The organism is Streptomyces sp. HNM0575 (genome assembly GCF_012726265.1).
Taxonomy (GTDB): domain Bacteria; phylum Actinomycetota; class Actinomycetes; order Streptomycetales; family Streptomycetaceae; genus Streptomyces.
Genome location: NZ_JAASAG010000002.1, coordinates 530,020 through 548,771, shown reverse-complemented (window position 1 = coordinate 548,771; position 18,752 = coordinate 530,020). Strand labels below are relative to the sequence as shown.

The 18,752-nt window shown below is 72.6% G+C and carries 15 protein-coding genes; 13 read left to right on the top strand and 2 right to left on the bottom strand.

Features of this window, described 5'->3' with window-relative positions; genetic code table 11:
• Nucleotides 1-2 precede the first annotated feature (2 nt).
• From HCC61_RS06290 to HCC61_RS06240, 11 genes are all read left to right on the top strand, one after another.
• Entirely contained in the window at nt 3-1,649 is a 1,647-nt protein-coding gene (locus HCC61_RS06290; protein ID WP_346777053.1) for a hypothetical protein, read from the top strand.
• A gap of 116 nt (nt 1,650-1,765) precedes the next feature.
• Nucleotides 1,766-3,061 (top strand): amidohydrolase, encoded by a 1,296-nt coding sequence (locus HCC61_RS06285; protein WP_169134244.1) that lies wholly within the window; start codon nt 1,766-1,768, stop codon nt 3,059-3,061.
• Nucleotides 3,062-3,130: 69 nt separating this feature from the next.
• Nucleotides 3,131-3,976, top strand: coding sequence for an alpha/beta fold hydrolase (locus HCC61_RS06280; protein WP_169134243.1), 846 nt, complete (start codon nt 3,131-3,133; stop codon nt 3,974-3,976).
• A gap of 16 nt (nt 3,977-3,992) precedes the next feature.
• Nucleotides 3,993-4,427, top strand: a complete 435-nt coding sequence (locus tag HCC61_RS06275; protein WP_169134242.1) for a lipocalin-like domain-containing protein — start codon at nt 3,993-3,995, stop codon at nt 4,425-4,427.
• A gap of 616 nt (nt 4,428-5,043) precedes the next feature.
• Nucleotides 5,044-6,081, top strand: a complete 1,038-nt coding sequence (locus HCC61_RS06270; RefSeq protein WP_169134241.1) for a BMP family ABC transporter substrate-binding protein — start codon at nt 5,044-5,046, stop codon at nt 6,079-6,081.
• A 447-nt stretch (nt 6,082-6,528) separates the two neighbouring features.
• A complete protein-coding gene (locus tag HCC61_RS06265; RefSeq protein ID WP_346777052.1) occupies nt 6,529-8,118 on the top strand; it encodes an ABC transporter ATP-binding protein in 1,590 nt (529 codons plus the stop codon).
• Nucleotides 8,115-9,224: an ABC transporter permease gene (locus HCC61_RS06260; protein ID WP_169134240.1), complete on the top strand. Its 1,110-nt coding sequence runs from the start codon at nt 8,115-8,117 to the stop codon at nt 9,222-9,224. The genes HCC61_RS06265 and HCC61_RS06260 overlap by 4 nt, the downstream gene beginning before the upstream one ends.
• The gene (locus HCC61_RS06255) at nt 9,221-10,618 is read left to right on the top strand and encodes an ABC transporter permease (RefSeq protein WP_206322141.1); all 1,398 of its coding nucleotides are present in this window, start codon (nt 9,221-9,223) and stop codon (nt 10,616-10,618) included. The genes HCC61_RS06260 and HCC61_RS06255 overlap by 4 nt, the downstream gene beginning before the upstream one ends.
• On the top strand, nt 10,615-11,088 hold the full coding sequence (locus tag HCC61_RS06250; protein WP_169134239.1) for a cytidine deaminase: 474 nt from the start codon (nt 10,615-10,617) through the stop codon (nt 11,086-11,088). Before HCC61_RS06255 ends, HCC61_RS06250 begins: the two co-directional genes overlap by 4 nt.
• Nucleotides 11,089-11,263: 175 nt before the next feature.
• A complete protein-coding gene (locus HCC61_RS06245) occupies nt 11,264-12,544 on the top strand; it encodes a thymidine phosphorylase (protein WP_169134554.1) in 1,281 nt (426 codons plus the stop codon).
• Nucleotides 12,545-12,669: 125 nt separating this feature from the next.
• Nucleotides 12,670-13,260 (top strand): Uma2 family endonuclease, encoded by a 591-nt coding sequence (locus HCC61_RS06240; RefSeq protein ID WP_169134238.1) that lies wholly within the window; start codon nt 12,670-12,672, stop codon nt 13,258-13,260.
• A 38-nt stretch (nt 13,261-13,298) separates the two neighbouring features.
• Here HCC61_RS06240 and HCC61_RS06235 read toward each other — a convergent pair whose 3' ends face one another.
• The gene (locus HCC61_RS06235; protein ID WP_240968503.1) at nt 13,299-14,795 is read right to left on the bottom strand and encodes an MFS transporter; all 1,497 of its coding nucleotides are present in this window, start codon (nt 14,793-14,795) and stop codon (nt 13,299-13,301) included.
• A gap of 90 nt (nt 14,796-14,885) precedes the next feature.
• Between HCC61_RS06235 and HCC61_RS06230 the strand changes: the two genes are divergently transcribed.
• Nucleotides 14,886-15,827, top strand: a complete 942-nt coding sequence (locus HCC61_RS06230; protein ID WP_169134237.1) for a LysR family transcriptional regulator — start codon at nt 14,886-14,888, stop codon at nt 15,825-15,827.
• 28 nt (nt 15,828-15,855) lie between these two features.
• Complete coding sequence (locus tag HCC61_RS06225) at nt 15,856-16,737, top strand: class I SAM-dependent methyltransferase (protein WP_346777051.1); 882 nt, start codon at nt 15,856-15,858, stop codon at nt 16,735-16,737.
• Nucleotides 16,738-17,927: 1,190 nt separating this feature from the next.
• Here the strand turns inward: HCC61_RS06225 and HCC61_RS06220 are convergent.
• Nucleotides 17,928-18,710: an alpha/beta hydrolase gene (locus HCC61_RS06220; protein ID WP_169134236.1), complete on the bottom strand. Its 783-nt coding sequence runs from the start codon at nt 18,708-18,710 to the stop codon at nt 17,928-17,930.
• Nucleotides 18,711-18,752 lie beyond the last annotated feature (42 nt).

The window sequence follows — 18,752 nt, the reverse complement described above, 5'->3', positions numbered from 1 at the left end:
CAGTGAGCCGAAGCGCACGGGAGGGGGCGCGTGCCCGGGGCAGAAGGGCAGGCGGCACGCTCGCCTTCGTGGAGAGTCCCGTACAGCTCCTCAACGTCCTGGAGTGGGCGCACTCCGCGGCGGTGATCTCCGGTGCGCCCGGCCCGGAGGCGGGCGCCGCGGGACAGGTCGCCGTGGACCGGGTGCCCCTGGACGAGGCGCCTTCGGACCGGGCGGCGGGGCAGGACGCGGCGGGGCAGGACGCGGGGGACCGGGCCGCCGGTGATCAGAGTTCGGCGGTTCAGGATTCGGCGGTTCGGGATTCGGAGGGTCAGGGGCCGGAGGGTCGGGTCGGCGTGGAGCGCGCCGTCGCGCCCGGGCGCCGGGCCCTGACCGTGGTGGTCCTCTCGCCCCACGACCCCATGACGCGCGGGCAGTTGCGCAGGGTCGCCGAACTGGCCAGGGACGAGGGCGTCGAAGTGCGCTGGGAGGAGGCGCGCGGCGGTCCCACCGCGCCGCTGAAGACCATCGGCTCGCTCGTCGGCCGACTGCGCCGCGCACGGCGGGTCGTGATCGGCGACCCGTTCTCCCGCTACGTGCAGCTGCTGCTCACGCTCACCTCCGCCCGCAGCGTCGTCGTGGTCGACGACGGCACCGCCACCATGGAGTTCGTCTCCCAACTCGCGGGCGGGGAGCGGCTGGTGCGCTGGCACCGCAAGGGCTCGGCACCGGCCGGTCCGCAGGCGGCGGCACAGGCCGTGCTCTTCGCACCGTTCGCACGCCGGGCCCGCGCACGGCTCACCCCGGGCGGCACGGGCGGGCCCGGGGAAGCGGACGGCGAAGGCGGCGAAGGCGGCGAGCGCGTCCGCCGCGTCGAGATCTTCAGCTCGATGCCCGTCGACGCCTCCGAAAGCAGGCTGCGCGAGATGGGCGTCGCGGTCACCGCCAACGACTTCGCGTGGACGCGCTCCCGCTTCGGCCCGCCCCGGCTGACTCGCGGCACCGATCTCGTGGGCACCTCGCTGGTGGAGACCGGGGTCGTCGATCTGGAGCGCTATCTGGAGGGCGTCGCGGACCTGGCACGTACGCACGGCGCCACCCGCTACTTCGCCCACCGCCGCGAGAGCAGCGACAAACTTCACCGGGTGAAGTCGGCCACAGGGCTGGAGATCGTCCGCCCGGACCTGCCGCTGGAGCTGGTCGCCCGGCGCGGCCCCATCGGCCGCACGGTCGTGAGCTTCCCCTCCACGGTCGTGCACACCCTGCCGCTCGCCCTCGCGGGTACGCCGGTGTCGGTGGCGGTCTGCGAAGTGGACCGCACATGGTTCACACCCGCCGCCTCCCCGCGGGCGGAGGGCTTCCTCTCCGGCGTGACGGACAGCGCGCGGCGAGTGCGCAGGCTCGGCGGTACGGAGGTGCCGGGCGCGGCACAGGCCGTGAGCGCAACGGGCACGGGAACGAGCACGAGTACGGAAGCCGGGACCGACGCCGGTGCCGGGGCCGGGACGGACGCCGGAACCGGGACGGGCACCGGAGGCAGCGGAACCGGAACGGAGACCCGGAGCGAGCCCGGCACCGGGACCGCTCCCGCGGCGCCGCCCGGTGACGTACGGCCCCCGCGCTCCTCGCGCAGCTCACGGCCTACGGGAGCCGACCGGGCAAGCGCCTAGCTATACCCACCGGCATCCGGACATAATCGCCATCCCCAAAATTTTTTGTCGCCTTACGGGCTGAACTTTCCGAGATCGGCTGCATGCGATGGCCTGAATACGCCTACCCTTCGGATATGAACAGAGTCCTGTCCCCTGAGCCTGAGGTGGACCCGACGGGCGAAGCAGCGGTCGAAGCAGCCCTCCTGGGCGTCGTTCCCGAGCTGCCCGGCAGACTTCCCGACGAGCTTCGCGAGGAACTGGTCGCTTTCAGACGCGACCTGCACATGCATCCGGAGCTGGGCAACCAGGAGTTCCGTACGACCGCCGCGATCAAGACGCGTCTGGAGCAGGCCGGGCTGCGGCCCCGCACCCTGCCGATGGGCACCGGCCTGCTGTGCGACATCCACCCGGGCTTCGCCGAGCGCTGGGACGGCGTACGGCCGATGCTGGCGCTGCGCGCGGACATCGACGCGCTGCCGATCCCGGACACCAAGTCGGTGCCGTACCGCTCGACCGTTCCCGACCGCGCGCACGCCTGCGGCCACGACGTGCACACCACCGTGGTGCTCGGCGCGGGGCTCGTCCTCGCCGGCCTGGCCCGTGCGGGGCACCTGACGCGTTCCGTGCGGCTGCTCTTCCAGCCTGCGGAGGAGGTGCTGCCCGGCGGCGCCACCGACGCCATCGACGGCGGCGCGCTCGACGGAGTCGGCCGCATCATCGCCGTCCACTGCGACCCCCGCGTCGACGCCGGACGGATCGGCCTGCGCATCGGCCCGATCACCTCCGCGTGCGACCGCGTCGAGGTGAACCTCAGCGGCCCCGGCGGGCACACCGCACGCCCGCACCTGACGACCGACCTGGTCACGGCCGCGGCCAAGCTCGTCACCGAGGTCCCCGCCCTGCTCTCCCGCCGCGTCGACGCCCGCGCCGGAATGGCCCTCACCTGGGGACGCATCGAATCCGGCCACGCGTGCAACGTCGTCCCGCAGCGCGCCGAACTCTCCGGCACCCTGCGCTGCCTCGACATCGTGGCCTGGCGTGACGCGCCCGACCTGGTGCACGCCGCGATCGACGAGACCGCGACGCTGCACCGTGCCAAGTCGGAGATCACGTATGTGCGGGGCGTTCCGCCGGTGGTCAACGAGGCGGGCACGACCGAGCTGTTGCGCACGGCGATGACGGCACGGCGCGGCACGCCCACCGTCGAGGACACCGAACAGAGCCTGGGCGGCGAGGACTTCTCCTGGTATCTGGAGCACGTGCCCGGCGCGATGGCCCGGCTCGGCGTGCGCAGGCCCGGCGAGCGCCACGCGCGCGACCTGCACCAGGGCGACTTCGACGTGGACGAGACGGCGATCACGACAGGGGTCGAGCTCTTCACGGCGGCGGCGCTGCTGGACACCCCGGCGCCGTCGGAGGGAGCGCCCTAGCGGCGACGGAGGCGGAGGCGCGGGCGCAGCGGTTGCCGGGTGCGTCCGGGCCTTCGTACCGTCATGACCATGGCACGCGTTGCCGCCGGTGCGGCCGTTCCCCGCAGGGCTCTGTGCCTGCTCGGGGCGGTCCTGCTGGCTGCCGCCGTGGGCTGCTCCGAGGAGCCGCACAAGGCGGGCGGACCGTGGGCAGGCCCGTACGAGGTCGTCACCCAGCAGGTCTCGGCGGACGACGCGGACGGCGGCTTCGGCGACGGCACGGTCCGTTACCCGGACGACGGCAGCCGCGACTACGGCGTGATCGCCGCCTCCCCGGGGCTGGGCGCGGACGAGTCGACGGTCGCCCCGTACGGCGAACTGCTCGCCTCACACGGCTTCGTGGTGATCACCATCGACACGAAGACCCCCGAGGACTCGCCCGCCCAGCGCGGCCGCCAGCTGCTGCGCGCCCTGGACTACGCGACGGAGCGCAGCGACGCCGCGGACCGCGCCGATCCGCGACGCCTCGGGGTGCTCGGCCACTCGATGGGCGGCGGCGGAGCGCTGTACGCCGCCGCCCGCAACCCGCACATCAGGGCGGCGGTGCCCCTGACCCCGTACGCCACCCGCCGCGACTGGCACCGGGTCGAGGCGCCCACGCTCGTCGTCGGCGGCAGCGACGACGAGGTGGCCCCGGTCTCCGAATACGCCGACGCGTTCTACGAGGGCCTGAGCGGCGCCCGGGAGAAGGCGTACCTGGAACTGAAGGGCGACCACTTCGTCGCCACGCCGCCGGACGGCCTGGTCTCGCGCCAAGTGGTCGCCTGGTTCGGGCACTTCCTCGCCGGCGCGCCCGGCTCCCCGTGCCCGCTGCCGAGCGGCGACGGCGTCACGGAGTCCCGCGACACCTGCCCCTTCGGCACGCGCGGCCGGTGAGGGTTCAATGGCCCGCATGACGACAACGCATGCGGCACGCGCCCGGCTGCTGGGCGCCTGGCGCCTGGTGAGCTGGAAGGCGTTCGACGCGGCCGGCGACGCGTTCCATCCCCTGGGCGCCGACGCCGTCGGACAGCTCCTCTACGACGACAGCGGCCGCATGTCGGCCCAGTTGGCGCGCGCGAACCGCCCTCCCTTCGCCGACGAGGACTGGCTGAAGGCCCACCCGGACGAGGTCGTCGCCGCCTGGCCGGACTACTTCGGCTACTTCGGCACCTTCACCGTCGACGGCGACGCGGGCACGGTGACCCACCACATCGAGTCCGGCTCCTTCCCCAACCTCACCGGCACCGACCCGGTCCGCACGTACCACTTCGACACCGCCCGAGACCTGACCCTCGCGGCGGACAGCGTCTGGGGAGCGGTCCGCATCGTCTGGACCCGCGGATGAGCAGCGGCCCGCCCCCGGAACCCCGACCCACCGGTGCCACGTCCGGTCACCCCCTCCCAACGGGACGTCGCCCAGGCCTGGTTGGGGTCACCGGCGGAGGATCGCCGGGACGTCCGGAGGGGGTGGGGACGTGCTGTGGTCACCGGCGGAGGGTCGGCTGGACGTCCGGAGGGGGTGGGACGTGCAGGCTGCGCGTCCGGACACTCAAGCATGATTTGTGGCCGACGCAGACCTGACTGCCTGGTCCCGTGAAGTCGGCCGTAAATCATGCCGTCCGGACACGCATGCCGGAACGGCCCGCCCCCGGAACCCCGAACGGCCGGTGCCGCGTCCGGTCACCCCCTCCCAACGGGACGTCGCCCAGGCGCGGTTGGGGTCACCGGCGGACAGTGGCCGGGCTCTGCCCGCCGAGGGCGCCCCGATGGCGGCCCGCGCCCGCCGCGCCCCCGCGCGAAGCGCCGGGGGCCGCGGCCCTTGAATCCGGGGGCCGCAGGCCCCCTCGGCACCGATCCGATAACAGCTTTCCAACCCCTCTTTACGTGAAATCTACGCGCGTTAATCTGTCCCGAAGCCAGCGCCGGAAGAGGCGCTTCCATAAGCCGAAGGGGACGTCCTCTTGCGTCGGGTAACCAAGCTTGCAGCCGCGGTCACCGCCACCGCGGCCCTCGCCCTGACCGCCACCGCGTGCGGTGAGAGCTCCACAGAGTCCGCGGCCAAGAAGGACAAGGGCGTCGGCCTGGCCTTTGACGTCGGCGGCCGTGACGACCACTCCTTCAACCAGGCGGCGGCACGTGGCGTCGACAAGGCGGAGAAGGAATTGTCCGTCAAGTCCAAGGAGATGACGGCCAGCAACGACGAGACGGAGGCCGACCGCGAGCAGCGGATAACCTCGCTCGCCGAGGCAGGGTTCAACCCCGTCATAGGCGTCGGCTTCGACTACGGCAAGTCCGTCAACAAGGTCGCGAAGAAGTTCCCGAAGACCACGTTCGGCGTCGTCGACTCCCCGTCGAAGGTGAAGAACGTGGCCGGTCTGGTCTTCGCCGAGCACGAGGCGTCCTACCTCGCAGGTGTCGCCGCCGCGAAGAAGACCAAGTCCAAGGAGGTCGGCTTCATCGGCGGCGTCAACAACGCGCTGATCCAGAAGTTCCAGGCGGGCTTCGAGCAGGGCGTGAAGGAGACCGACCCGAAGGTCAAGGTCACTTCGCAGTACCTGTACCCGACCAACACCAAGGGCTTCAACGACCCGGCCGCCGCCAAGGACAAGGCCAAGGGCATGCTCGACTCGGGCAACGACGTGATCTACTCGGCCGCCGGCCAGTCCGGCGTCGGCTCGATCGAGGAGATCAGCAAGAAGAAGGGCGCCTGGGCGATCGGGGTCGACTCCGACCAGTACACCCAGCCGGGCCTCGGCAAGTACAAGGACGCGATCCTCACCTCCGCCGTGAAGAACGTGGACGTCGCCGTCTACGACCTGATCAAGAGCGTGGAGGACAAGAAGCCGATGAAGGGCACCACGTCCTTCGACCTCAAGGAGGACGGCGTCTCGCTCGCCACCTCCGGCGGCTTCATCGACGACATCCAGAAGGACATCGACAAGGCCAAGAAGGAGATCGTCGAGGGCAAGATCAAGGTCAAGGACACCCCCGACAAGTGACCGTTCCGCCGCCCGCGGTCCCAGGACCACGGGCGGCGGCCGCGGTTCCGTCCGCGGCGCGGACGGTGCACCCGGAGTCCCGGCTCGGGCGTATTCACAGGCGGTGACCTGGGGATACGCCCATGAGCGTCCGGCATGCCGGAGACCGGGGCCACGGGTCGCGGGCGCGTACCGGCCACGCGCGTACCAGACGTACCGGTGGACGCCCACCGGTGGACGCCCACCGGTGGACGCGCACCGGCGGACGCGCACACGGCCGTAAGGGGTCCGAAGGGGGCCTCCGGAGAGCCGAACCCCCCACCGAGCAGCGGCGTTTCAGGAGAGTGCGTCATTACAACGTCCAGCAGCAGCCCCCCGGCCGCGGCCGGCGCGGCGGACCCGGAGAGCGGAGCGGCCGCACGGCCGGCCGTCGAACTGCGCGGCATCACCAAGCGGTTCCCGGGTGTCGTGGCCAACCACGACATCGACTTCGCCGTACGCCGCGGCACCGTGCACGCCCTCGTCGGTGAGAACGGCGCGGGCAAGTCGACCCTGATGAAGATCCTCTACGGCATGCAGAAGCCGGACGAGGGCACCATCGCCGTCGACGGCGAGCAGGTCTCCTTCACCACCCCCGCCGACGCCATCGCGCGCGGAATCGGCATGGTGCACCAGCACTTCATGCTCGCCGACAACCTCACCGTGCTCGAGAACACCGTGCTGGGCGCCGAGGGTCTGTACGGCATCGCCGCCCGCGCCCGTAAGAAGATCAAGGAGCTGTCAGACGCGTACCGGCTGGGCATCCGTCCCGACGTGCTCGTCGAGGACCTGGGCGTCGCCGACCGCCAGCGCGTCGAGATCCTCAAGGTCCTCTACCGGGGCGCCCGCACGCTGATCCTCGACGAGCCCACCGCGGTGCTCGTGCCGCAGGAGGTCGACGCGCTCTTCGAGAACCTGCGGGAGCTGAAGGCCGAGGGCCTCACGGTGCTGTTCATCTCGCACAAGCTGGGCGAGGTGCTCTCCGTCGCCGACGACATCACGGTCGTACGCCGCGGCACGACCGTCGCCTCGGTGAGGCCGGGGGAGACGACGCCGAAGCAGTTGGCCGAGCTGATGGTCGGCAGCGAACTGCCGTCCCCGGAGACCCGCGAGTCGACGGTGACGACCACGCCGATGCTGACCGTCGACGGGCTGCACCTGTCGGCGACGGACACCGACGGGCAGTCGCGCTCGGTGCTCGACGGCATCGGATTCACCATCCACAAGGGCGAAGTCCTCGGCGTCGCGGGCGTCGAGGGCAACGGGCAGGCCGAACTCGTCGAGGCCGTCATGGGGATGCGCGAGCCCGACTCGGGCACGGTCACCCTCGACGGCGACGACGTCACCGCACGCTCCACGCGCGAGCGCCGCGAGGGCGGCATCGGCTACATCCCCGAGGACCGCCACCGGCACGGGCTGCTGCTGGAGGGCACCCTCTGGGAGAACCGCATGCTCGGGCACGTCACCGAACGGCCCAACAGCAAGGGCCAGTTGCTGGACATCACGGCGGCCCGCGCGGACACGGAGCGCATCGTCGCCGGCTACGACGTCCGTACGCCCGGCATCGAGGTCACCGCGGCCTCGCTCTCCGGCGGCAACCAGCAGAAGCTGATCGTCGGACGGGAGATGAGCCACCGTCCCAAGCTGCTGATCGCCGCACATCCGACCCGCGGCGTCGACGTCGGCGCGCAGGCGCAGATCTGGGACCAGATACGTGAGGCCCGGCGCGAGGGCCTGGCCGTGCTGCTGATCTCCGCGGACCTGGACGAGCTGATCGGGCTGTCGGACACGCTGCGCGTGATGTACCGCGGGCGGCTCGTCGCCGACGCGGACCCCGCCACCATCACCCCGGAGGAGCTGGGCTCCGCCATGACCGGTGCCGCGAGCGGCCATCTCGAACACGACGAGGGCGGCGGCGGAAGCGGCGGCGGGGACGTTCAGGACTCGGCGCGGGACTCCGTGCGGGATTCGGCGCGGGACTCCGTGCCCGGCCCGCGGGAAGGGGGCGAGGACCGGTGAGGAAGTTCGACAAGGACCGGCTGATACTGGCGCTCGGCGCGCCCCTGCTCGCGATCGTCGCCGCGCTCGTGATCACGTCGGGCGTCATCATGACGACCGGCAAGGACCCGTTCCACGCCTTCTACGTGATGATCGACTTCGGCTCGAAGAGCGACAGCCAGGTCTGGATCATCAACAAGGCCATCCCGTACTACCTTTCGGCGGTGGCCGTCGCCATCGGCTTCCGGATGAACCTCTTCAACATCGGCGTCGACGGCCAGTACCGCATCGCGGCCTTCTTCGCCGCCGTCGTCGGCGGAGCGCTGACGCTGCCGGGCATCATCCAGATCCCGCTGGTCATCCTCGTGGCGATGCTGGTGGGCGCGGTCTGGTCCGGAATCGCCGGTCTGCTGAAGACCACGCGCGGCGTCAGCGAGGTCGTCACCACGATCATGCTGAACTTCATCGCGGCGTCCACGGTGGGCTTCTTCCTCCAGGACGGCCGGCTGGCGGTGAAGGACGGCAACCTCTTCCACACGCCCGACATCCCCTCCTCCAGCCACTTCTTCCTCGTACCGACCCAGCCGGACCCCGTCTACGGGACGATCGTCATCGGGGTGCTCGTCGGCGCCGCCTACTGGTTCGTGCTCGGCCGCACCCGCTTCGGCTTCGACCTGCGGGCCGTCGGCCGCTCCGAGTCCGCGGCCTCGGCGAGCGGCGTCAGCGTGAAGCGGATGGTCGTCACGTCGATGGTGCTCTCGGGCGTCGTCGCCGGGCTGGTTGGCATGCCGACGCTGCTGAACGCCTCGTTCAACTACGGCACGGACTTCCCCGCCGGCATCGGCTTCACGGGCATCGCGATCGCCCTGCTCGGCCGCAACCACCCGGTGGGCATGGCGCTCGGCGCGCTGCTGTGGGGCTTCCTCGAACGTACGGGCACACAGCTGGAGTTCGAGGGGTACGCGCAGGAGATCGTCGGCGTGATGCAGGGCGTCATCGTGCTGTGCGTCGTCATCGCATACGAGGTCGTACGCCGTTACGGGCTCCGCATGCAGCAGCGTCAGGTCGGCGAGGAGCTGGCCGCCCAGGCCCGTACGAGCGAGAAGAAGGCGGAGGTGTCCGCATGAGCACGAACATCACTGCCGAGACGGGCGGGAAAGGCGCCGGCACCCGGGGCGAGGGCGGCGCGCACGGCGACGGCGGCCCCGGCAAGGGCAGCGGCAGGGGCAACGGCAACGGCAACGGGAAGAAGACCGGGAACGGCACCGGCGCCGGACGTAAGCCGGGCGGGGAGCGGCGCAAGCTGTCCTACCCGGTCGTGCTGCTGATCGTCGCCGGCGGTCTCGTCGCGCTGTCGCTGCTGCGCATCGTCACCGGCTCGGACCAGGTGACCTCCAGCGGCCAGTACTCCAGCGCGCTCGCCGCGGCCGTGCCCATCGGCCTCGCCGGGCTCGGCGGCCTGTGGTCTGAGCGCGCGGGCGTCATCAACATCGGCCTCGAAGGCATGATGATGCTCGGCACCTTCGCCGCGGGCTGGATGGGCTGGCAGTACGGGCCGTGGGCCGCGGCGCTCGCGGGAATCGTGGGCGGTGCGCTCGGCGGGCTGATCCACGCCGTCGCCACCGTCACCTTCGGCGTCGACCACATCGTCTCCGGTGTCGCCGTGAACATCCTGGCGCTGGGCGTCGTGCAGTTCCTCGCCAAGCTGTGGTTCGGGGCGGAGGGCAGCGCCGCGTCCCAGGCCGGCGGGAACGACAAGCAGTCGCCGCCGATGGAGGACATGCCGACGTTCACGGTGCCGGGGCTCGCCGACGGGCTCCAGGCGGTGGAGAAGCACCACTGGTTCCTCGTCTCCGACCTGGCGGGCATCCTCGGCGCCCTCGTCAGCAACGTCTCGTGGCTGACGGTGCTCGCCGTCGTGCTCTTCGCGGGCAGCTTCTTCGCGCTGTGGCGGTCCTCGTTCGGGCTGCGCCTGCGCTCGTGCGGGGAGAGCCCGGTCGCCGCGGAGACCCTCGGCGTCAACGTACTGAAGTACAAGTACGCGGCGGTCACCGTCTCCGGTGCGCTCGCCGGACTCGGCGGCGCCTTCCTCGCCATCGGCGTGCACATCTACCAGGACCAGCAGACCGGCGGACGCGGCTACATCGGCCTCGCCACGATGATCTTCGGCAACTGGCGCCCGGGAGGCGTCGCCATGGGCGCCGGCCTCTTCGGCTTCATGGACGCGCTCCAACTGCGCGCCGGCGGACCGACGGTGCACGCGCTGCTGCTGCTCGTCGCCGTGCTGCTGGCGGGCCTCGCGCTGTGGAAGCTGCGCAAGGGCGGCATGGTGCAGGCGGCGATCAGCGGCGTCACGGCCGTGGGGCTGCTGGTGTGGTATCTGATGACGGACACCGTCCCCCTGGAGTTCGTCGAGATGAGCCCGTACATCACCACCCTGCTGGTGCTCTCGCTCGCCGCGCAGCGGCTGCGTCCGCCCAAGGCCATCGGCAAGTCCTACCGCCGGGGGCAGGGCACATGACGACCGCCCCGGGCGGCTCCCGGGACGGCACCGCGCGCGGCTCCGCGGACGGCACCGCCGACGCCACCGCCGACGCCGGCGCGGAGGTCGACTGGGCGTCGCTGCGGGCCGAGGCCCGGGACATGATGTCCCGGGCCTACGTCCCCTACTCCGGGTTCCCGGTGGGAGCGGCGGCGCTGGCCGACGACGGGCGCACGGTCTCCGGCTGCAACGTGGAGAACGCCGCGTTCGGCGTCGCGCTGTGCGCGGAGTGCGGCCTCGTCTCCTCGCTCGTCGCGTCGGGCGGCGGCCGTCTGACGGCCTTCACCTGCGTCGACCGGCACGGCGACGTGCTGATGCCGTGCGGCCGCTGCCGCCAGCTGCTGTGGGAGCACGGCGGCCCGGAGATGCTGATGGAGACCCGGAACGGAATCCGGACGCTGGCCGAGCTGCTGCCGGACGCGTTCGGAACGGACGACCTGAAACGCTGATCCGTCTCCGCCCTCCGCCCGTCGCCCCCGGTCTCGGACCTCCGGGTGTCGCCCCCGCACCCCACCGGCGTCCGACCTCGGACCTCACCGCCCGCTCTCCCCGCCCACACCTGAATCTTCGGCCTGTCCTACCCGGCACGGCCCCCTGCGTGAAGGAGACTTCCGCTCTATGTCCATGGACGTCATCTCCGTCATCCGTACCAAGCGCGACCGCGGCGCGCTCAGCGACGAGCAGATCGACTGGGTCGTCGACGCCTACACGCGCGGCGAGGTCGCCGACGAGCAGATGTCCGCGCTGGCGATGGCGATCCTGCTGAACGGCATGTCACGGGCGGAGATCGCCCGTTGGACCGGAGCGATGATCGAGTCCGGCGAGCGGATGGACTTCTCCGGGCTCGACCGCCACACGGTCGACAAGCACTCCACGGGCGGCGTCGGCGACAAGATCACCCTGCCGCTGGCCCCGCTGGTCGCGGCCTGCGGCGCGGCGGTGCCGCAGCTGTCGGGCCGTGGACTCGGCCACACCGGCGGCACGCTGGACAAGCTGGAGTCCGTGCCGGGCTGGCGCGCGTCGCTCGCCAACGACGAGATGCTGCGCGTCCTCGCGGACGTGGGCGCCGTCGTCTGCGCCGCGGGCGGCGGCCTCGCGCCCGCGGACCGCAAGCTCTACGCGCTGCGCGACGTCACCGGCACCGTCGAGTCCGTACCGCTGATCGCCAGCTCCATCATGAGCAAGAAGATCGCCGAGGGCACCGGCTCGCTGGTGCTCGATGTGAAGACCGGCTCCGGCGCCTTCATGAAGTCGCTGGACGACGCCCGCGAACTGGCCGCCACCATGGTCGAGTTGGGCAACGACCACGGGGTGCGCACGCGGGCCCTCATCACCGACATGGACACCCCGCTGGGCGCCACCGTCGGCCACGCCCTCGAAGTACGAGAGTCCGTCGAGGTGCTGGAGGGCGGCGGCCCCGCCGACGTCGTGGAACTCACCCTCGCGCTCGCCCGCGAGATGCTCGCCGCCGCCGGACTGCCCGACGCCGACCCGGCCAAGGCCCTCGCCGACGGCAGCGCCATGGACCACTGGCGCCGCATGATCTCCGCCCAGGGCGGCGACCCGGACGCGGCCCTTCCGGTGGCGCTGGAGCAGCAGCCCCTGATGGTTCCGGCGTCCGGCACCCTCACCCGGCTCGACGCCTACGCCGTGGGGCTCGCCGCCTGGCGCCTCGGCGCGGGCCGCGCCCGCAAGGAGGACCCCGTACAGGCGGGCGCGGGCATCGAACTCCACGCGAAGCCGGGCGACCCCGTGACGGCGGGACGGCCGCTGATGACGCTGCACTCGGACACTCCGGAGAAGTTCCAGTACGCGCTGGAGGCGCTGCGGGACTCGTTCGACATCGCCCCGCAGGGCACGGAGTTCGCGATCACGCCGATCGTCCTGGAACGCGTCACGGGCTGACCCGGGTCCCCGACGCGTCAACCCTTCTCGTGCGGCTCTCACTTTCGGGTGATGACGATCAGTGGCGCCCTGCTCGTCCCTTTCAGCGTGCTGGAGTCGGTGACGTACTGATGAAGGAGACCGCCATGAGCGCACTCACCGTCGACGACGGCCCGGCCGGAGGCCAGGACTGGAACGGCCTCGTCCAGGTCTGGGAGCAGACCGACGGGCCCGAGGGCAGCAAGGTGGAGATCATCGAGGGGATCGTCACCGTCTCACCGCTGCCCGCGAACAGCCACAACAGCATCGCGAATCTGGTGCAGCGTCGCCTGTACACCGTCATCCCCGAGGACTGGGGCATCTACCAGACCCTGGGAGTAGCGGTCCCCTCCCGCAGCGGCCTGTTCATCCCCGACCTCGTCGTCGTTCCGGAAGCCGTGCTGAACGGGCCCGGCAACTACATCCCCGCCGCCGCGGCCGAGCTCGTCGTCGAGATCACCTCGCCCTCCAACGCCGGGCACGACCGCCTCAGCAAGCCGTCCGCCTACGCCCAGGCGGGAGTTCCGCTCTATCTGCTCGTCGACGGCCACGCCCCCGGAGGGCCCACCGTCACCCTGTACGGCGAGCCTGTCGGCGATGTCTACCGCGTGCACACGGCCGTCAAGACGGGCGAGGTGATCCGCCTGCCCGGGCCCTTCCAACTCACCCTGGACACCGCGGGATTCCCCACCGACTGATCGTCCTCCGCCGGCCGCCGGCCGCCGGCCGCGCCCCGTCAGGCCCGTGCCTCGCGCAGGCGGTGGCGGTGGAGGGCGGCTGCGCTGCGGGTGCCGTAGAGGGTCACGCCCGCGGCGAGGACCATCGCCCCGAGCGTCAGCGAGACCGTCGCCTGCCAGCCGCCCGCCGCGAACGCCGCCGCGCCCAGCGCGCCGCCGAGCGAACTGCCCGTGTAGTACGTCATCTGGTAGAGCGCCGAGGCCTGCGCGCGCCCGTGTGTGGCCGTACGGCTGACCGAGCCCGAGGCCACCGCGTGCCCCGCGAAGAAGCCCGCCGTGATCAGCACCAGCCCGGCGGCGACCGCCACCAGGCTGTCGACGAGGCTCAGCAGCAGCCCGGAGGAGGCCGTGACGATGCCCGCGTAGATCATGCCGCGCCGTCCCAGCCTGGCGTTGAGCCTGCCCGCCGCGGCCGAAGTCCCCGTGCCCACAAGGTAGATGACGAAGACGGAACCGATCAGGCCCTGTGAGAGCCCGAACGGCTCGGCCACCAGCCGGTAGCCGATCACGGTGTAGACACCGCCGAAGACGACCATGAACAGCATGCCGATGGCGTAGAGCCGTACCAGCAGCGGATTGTGCAGGTGCGCCGAGACGGTACGGGCCACGGCCCGTGCGTTCAGCGGGCTCGGGCGGAAGTGACGGGCGCGCGGCGCCAGCAGCCGGAACGCCACCACGCACAGCAGCGACGCCACGGCGACCGCCGCGAGCCCGGCCCGCCAGCCCCAGGCCTCGGTGACCCAGCCGGTGAGGACGCGTCCGCTCATGCCGCCGACGCTGTTTCCGGCGACGAACAGGCCCGTCGCGCCCACCAGATGCCTGCTGCGCACCTCGTCGGCGAGATAGGCCATCGCCGACGCGGGCACGCCCGCGATGGCCGCGCCCTGGAGCGTGCGCAGCGCGATCAGCGTGCCCATGTCCGGTGCGAAGGGCGCCGCCAGGGCCAGCACCACGGCCGCCGACATCGACACCGTCAGCATCCGATGCCGCCCGAAGCGCTCGGAGAGCGCCGCCAGCGGCAGCACGGCCAGCGCCAGGCCGATGGTCGCGCCGGAGACGGTCCAGCTCGCCAGGCCCGGATCGGCGTGCAGATCGCGGGAGATCTCCGGGAGCAGCGCCTGTGTCGAGTACAGCAGCGCGAAGGTCGCGAGGCCCGCGGCGAAGAGGGCGAGCCGCATCCTGCCGTGCCCGGGGTCGCCCGGGCTCAGCTTGGTCGCGTCGCTCGCCTCGCTCGCCTCGCTGTCGTCGCCCGAGTCGGGCCCGGAGCCGTGTGCGGCAGGCGAGCCGTGATCCGCAGGGGAGCCGTGTTCCGTACGGGAGCCGTGATCCGCGGGTGAGGCCGGGCCGTCGTGGTCCGTACGGGACCTGTCGTCCGCGGGGGAGCGGGGAGGGGAGCAGGGACCGTGCTCCGTAAGGGAGTCGGTCACGGGGGCGGAGACATTGGCGGCGGCAGCGGCGCCCGCACGGGCGGACGCCCCGGTATCGGCGGATGGCATGCTTCGACGCTACGATCCCCCCACTGATGCGTCCAATGCACAGAACTCAGCCAACCGTTCCTCTCACGCATCACACCAGCTGAGGAAGGTATGTCACCGGCACGCAATGAAAAAGACATCTCTGTCACATCGGACTGGGGTGCCTCGCTCACCCCGCGCCTCGCGCAGTTCGCCGCCGTCGCCCGCCACGAGCACGTCACCCGCGCCGCGGCCGAACTCGGCGTTCCCCAGTCCACGTTGAGCCGAGCCGTCACCCGCCTCGAAGACGACCTCGGCGTCGCCCTCTTCGCCCGCCACGGCCGCACCGTCTCCCTCACACCCGCCGGACGCACCTTTCTGGCCTCCGCCCAGCGCGCACTGTCCGCCGTGGAGCAGGCCGCCGAGTCCGTACGAGCCGACGCCGACCCCGGAAAGGGCAAGGTCGCCTTCGGCTTCCTGCACACCCTCGGCTGGGAGACCGTCCCCGTGCTCATCCGGGCCTTCCGCGCCGAGCACCCCCGGGTCCGCTTCGCCCTCGTGCAGAACTACGGCGAGGCCATGCTGGAACGGCTGCGCGCCGGCGAGCTCGACCTGTGCCTCACCTCGCCCGTCCCCGACGAGCCCGACCTCGAAGGGCGCCGCCTCGACGAACAGCGCCTGCGGCTCGTCGTACCCGACGACCACCCCCTCGCCTCCCGCCGCCGCGTCCGCCTCGCCGAGGCCGCCGACGAGCACTTCGTCACCCTGGAGCGGGGCTACGGCATGCGCCGCCTCCTCGAATCGCTCTGCGCGCAGGCCGGGTTCACCCCGCGGATCGCCTTCGAGGGCGAGGAGGCCGAGACCATCCGCGGCCTCGTCGCCGCGGGCCTCGGCGTCGCGCTGCTGCCTCCGCCGACGGTGCCGCGTCCCGGCGTACGCGAACTGACGGTCACCGCGCCGCGCGCCGTTCGCGAGATCGGCGTCGCCTGGCTCGCCGGCCGGCCCGACACGCCGCCGGTCGCCGCGTTCAAGAGCTTTCTGCTCAGCCGTCGCGGCAGGCTGCTTCCGGGGTGAGGATTCCCGTAGGCACGAGGAGGAGAACGTGAGCACACACACCGGCCACGACCACGGCGACATCGACTGGGAGGCCATGGCCGTCCACCTCGAACGCGAAGCCGAACTGCGCGTCCCCTTCGTCGAGGAGGCGCTCGCCTGGCTTCGCGGCCTGCTCCTCGAAGGCGGCTGCGGACCCGACACGGCCGAGCGTGCGCTGGACGTCGGCAGCGGCCCCGGCGTCTTCACGGCGCTGCTCGCGCGCTCCTTCCCGCAGGCCGCAGTCGTCGCCGTCGACGGCGAACCCGGCCTCCTCCAGCGCGTCCGCGACCGGGCCGCCCGCGAGGGCGTCTCCTCGAACGTGACGACGCACGAGGCCCGACTGCCCGAAGAGCTCGGCACCTTGGGCAGCGCCGACCTCATCTGGACCAGCAACGTGGTCCACCACATCGGCGACCAGCAGGCCGCGCTGGACGCCCTCGCGGCGTCCGTGCGGCCCGGCGGGCTGCTCGCCGTCGTCGAACGCGGCCTCTCGCCCCGCTACCTGCCCCGCGACATCGGCCTCGGCCGGCCCGGCCTGCTGGCCCGCCTGGAGGCGGCGAACGAGGAGCGCTACACCGCCATGCGGGAGGCCCTGCCGGGCCACACGGCCGTCGTCGAGGACTGGCCCGCGATGCTGGCCCGCGCGGGTCTCGTCCCCGCCGGCACCCGCACCTTCCTCACGGACCTGCCGGCGCCGCTGGGCCCGGAGGGGCGCGCGCACCTGCGCGACAGGCTCGCGCGTGCCCGCGAGACCCTGGACGAGTGGCTCTCCCCCGAGGACCTCCCGGTCCTCGACGCCCTCCTCTCGGACGACTCCCCGACGGGCATCCTCCACCGCCCGGACGTCTTCTACCTGACGGCGACGACGGTCCACGCAGGGCGTCGCTGACGCGACGGGGCAGCCGACGGTGGTGCGGGTCGGAGCGTGCCGCTCCGTCCACGGCCCGGCCCGGCCCGGCCACTGTTCCCGGCAGGGCGACTCACCGAGGGCGCATCGGTTGCGTACGCGACTCCGCACAGCGGGGAGCGCGACGGAAGCGCGACGGAAGCGAGAACGGCAACGCGGCCGGACGCGGACACAGCGCCAACCGGTAGGACGGGCTTGGGACTTGAGGACCATGAACGTGGGCTGCCGACGACCCAACGGGCCTGCCGCAGGCAGGGGACGGGAACGGGACGGGGTCGCGAGCCCCGGCCCCGCCACCGAAGCGCCCCGCCCCGGCCTCGGGCATCCGCGCGGAGCCGCGGCACGTCGGCCTGCTCGTCGGGTTGAGGGCGGAAGGCGCTACGCGCGGACGCGCACGTCGGCTGCCCCGTCGCGCGGGCGCCGCTGGGCGCGGTCGCTCAGCGGCGTCGGTCACCCCGCCGCGTGGGTGCCGCAAGGCGTCGTCGCGCGGTGCGTCGGCCACCCGCCGCCTGGGTGGCGGTATGTGCGGAGGCGCAATACGTCCGACAGCCTGCCGCGTTGAGGGCGCCAGGCGCGGTCCCGCAGCAACATCGGTCACCCCGCCCCGGCGGCGCCGCTGCGCGCGGACGCGCACGTCGGCCGCACCGCCGCGTCGGCCCGCCGCTGGGCGCGGTCGCGCAGCGTGTTGGCCACTGTGCCGCGCGGGTGGCGCTATGTGCGGTGGCGCATCACGTCGGCTGGCCCGTCGTGTTGAGGGGCTGGGCGCGGTCGCGTAAAACGGCTGCTCCGCTTCGCGGGCGCCGCAACGCGCGGACGCGCAGGACGGCCGCCCCCGCGTGGCGAGGGGAGCCGTGAACGAAGGGGCCCGCCGCTTGGCGCAGTCGCGCAGTCGCGCAGTCGCGTGGTCGCGTGGTCGCGTGGTCGCGTGGCGACGTTGGCCACTTGGCCGTGGGCGTCGGGGCGGGGGCGCAATACGTCGGCCAGCCGTTCGTGTTGAGGGCGCTGGGCGCGCCGCGCGATACGGCTGCCTCGCCGCGCGGGCGCCGCCGGGCGCGGACGCGCAGGACGGCCGCCCCCCCCGCGGCGAGGGGAGCCGTGAACGAAGGGGCCCGCCGCCAGGCGCGGTCGCGTGGGCGCGCAGCGACGTCGGCCACCCCGCCGCGGGAGCGGCGCTAGCGGCGCAGGCTTTGGCCGAAGCCCGTTGCCAGCGGCATGCGCAGGCCCAGCGGCGGCGGAGCCGCCATCGCGTCGACAAGCGGACGCGCGAAATCGCGTCCGCACAGCGTGCCGAGGACGAAGTTCTCGGCCAGCGCCGCGACTTCCGCGCTGTGCTGGTGCAGCCGGTGCCCGTCCGTGTGGACCTCGAAGCGGCAGACGTCCGCGTTGGTCTTCTTCGCACGTTCCGCGAGCCGGTAGGAGAGTTCGGGGGCGGTGTGCTCGTCGTCGGTGCCGTGTACGAACATCACCTGGCGGCCGAGGAGTTGGCGTACCGGTTCCCGATCCGGCGCGTCCGGGTCCGTGCCGGGGAGCCAGAGCGACAGCGCGAGCACCGAGGCGACCATCGGGTGTCCCGCCGCCCGCAGCGCGGCGCGCGCGCCGACGTCGATGCCGACGAGGCAGACCGGGACGTCGCCGTAGCGCCGCACCACCTCGGCCACCGCCCACTCGGCGTCGTACGCGGGGTGGGCCGAGTCGCCGTTCCAGCCGCGGTAGCGGTAGTGGACGACGTGCGCCACGAGCGAGGTGTCCGGCTCGCCGTGGTGCGCGCCACGTACCAGCCGCCGCGCCAGCGGCCGCACCACCGCCGCGGCCAGCGCGGAGCGGCGACGTGCGCTGTGTTCGGCGCCGCCGCCCGGCAGCAGCAGGGCCACCGCGTGCGGAGCAGCCCCGGAGGGGTCCGCCCCCATCGCCCGTCCCAGTCGGGCCTCCCGCTCCGGCAAAGCTTGCTGAGCCATAGGGAAGACGATGGCAGAAGCCGGGATGCACGTACGGTGCCG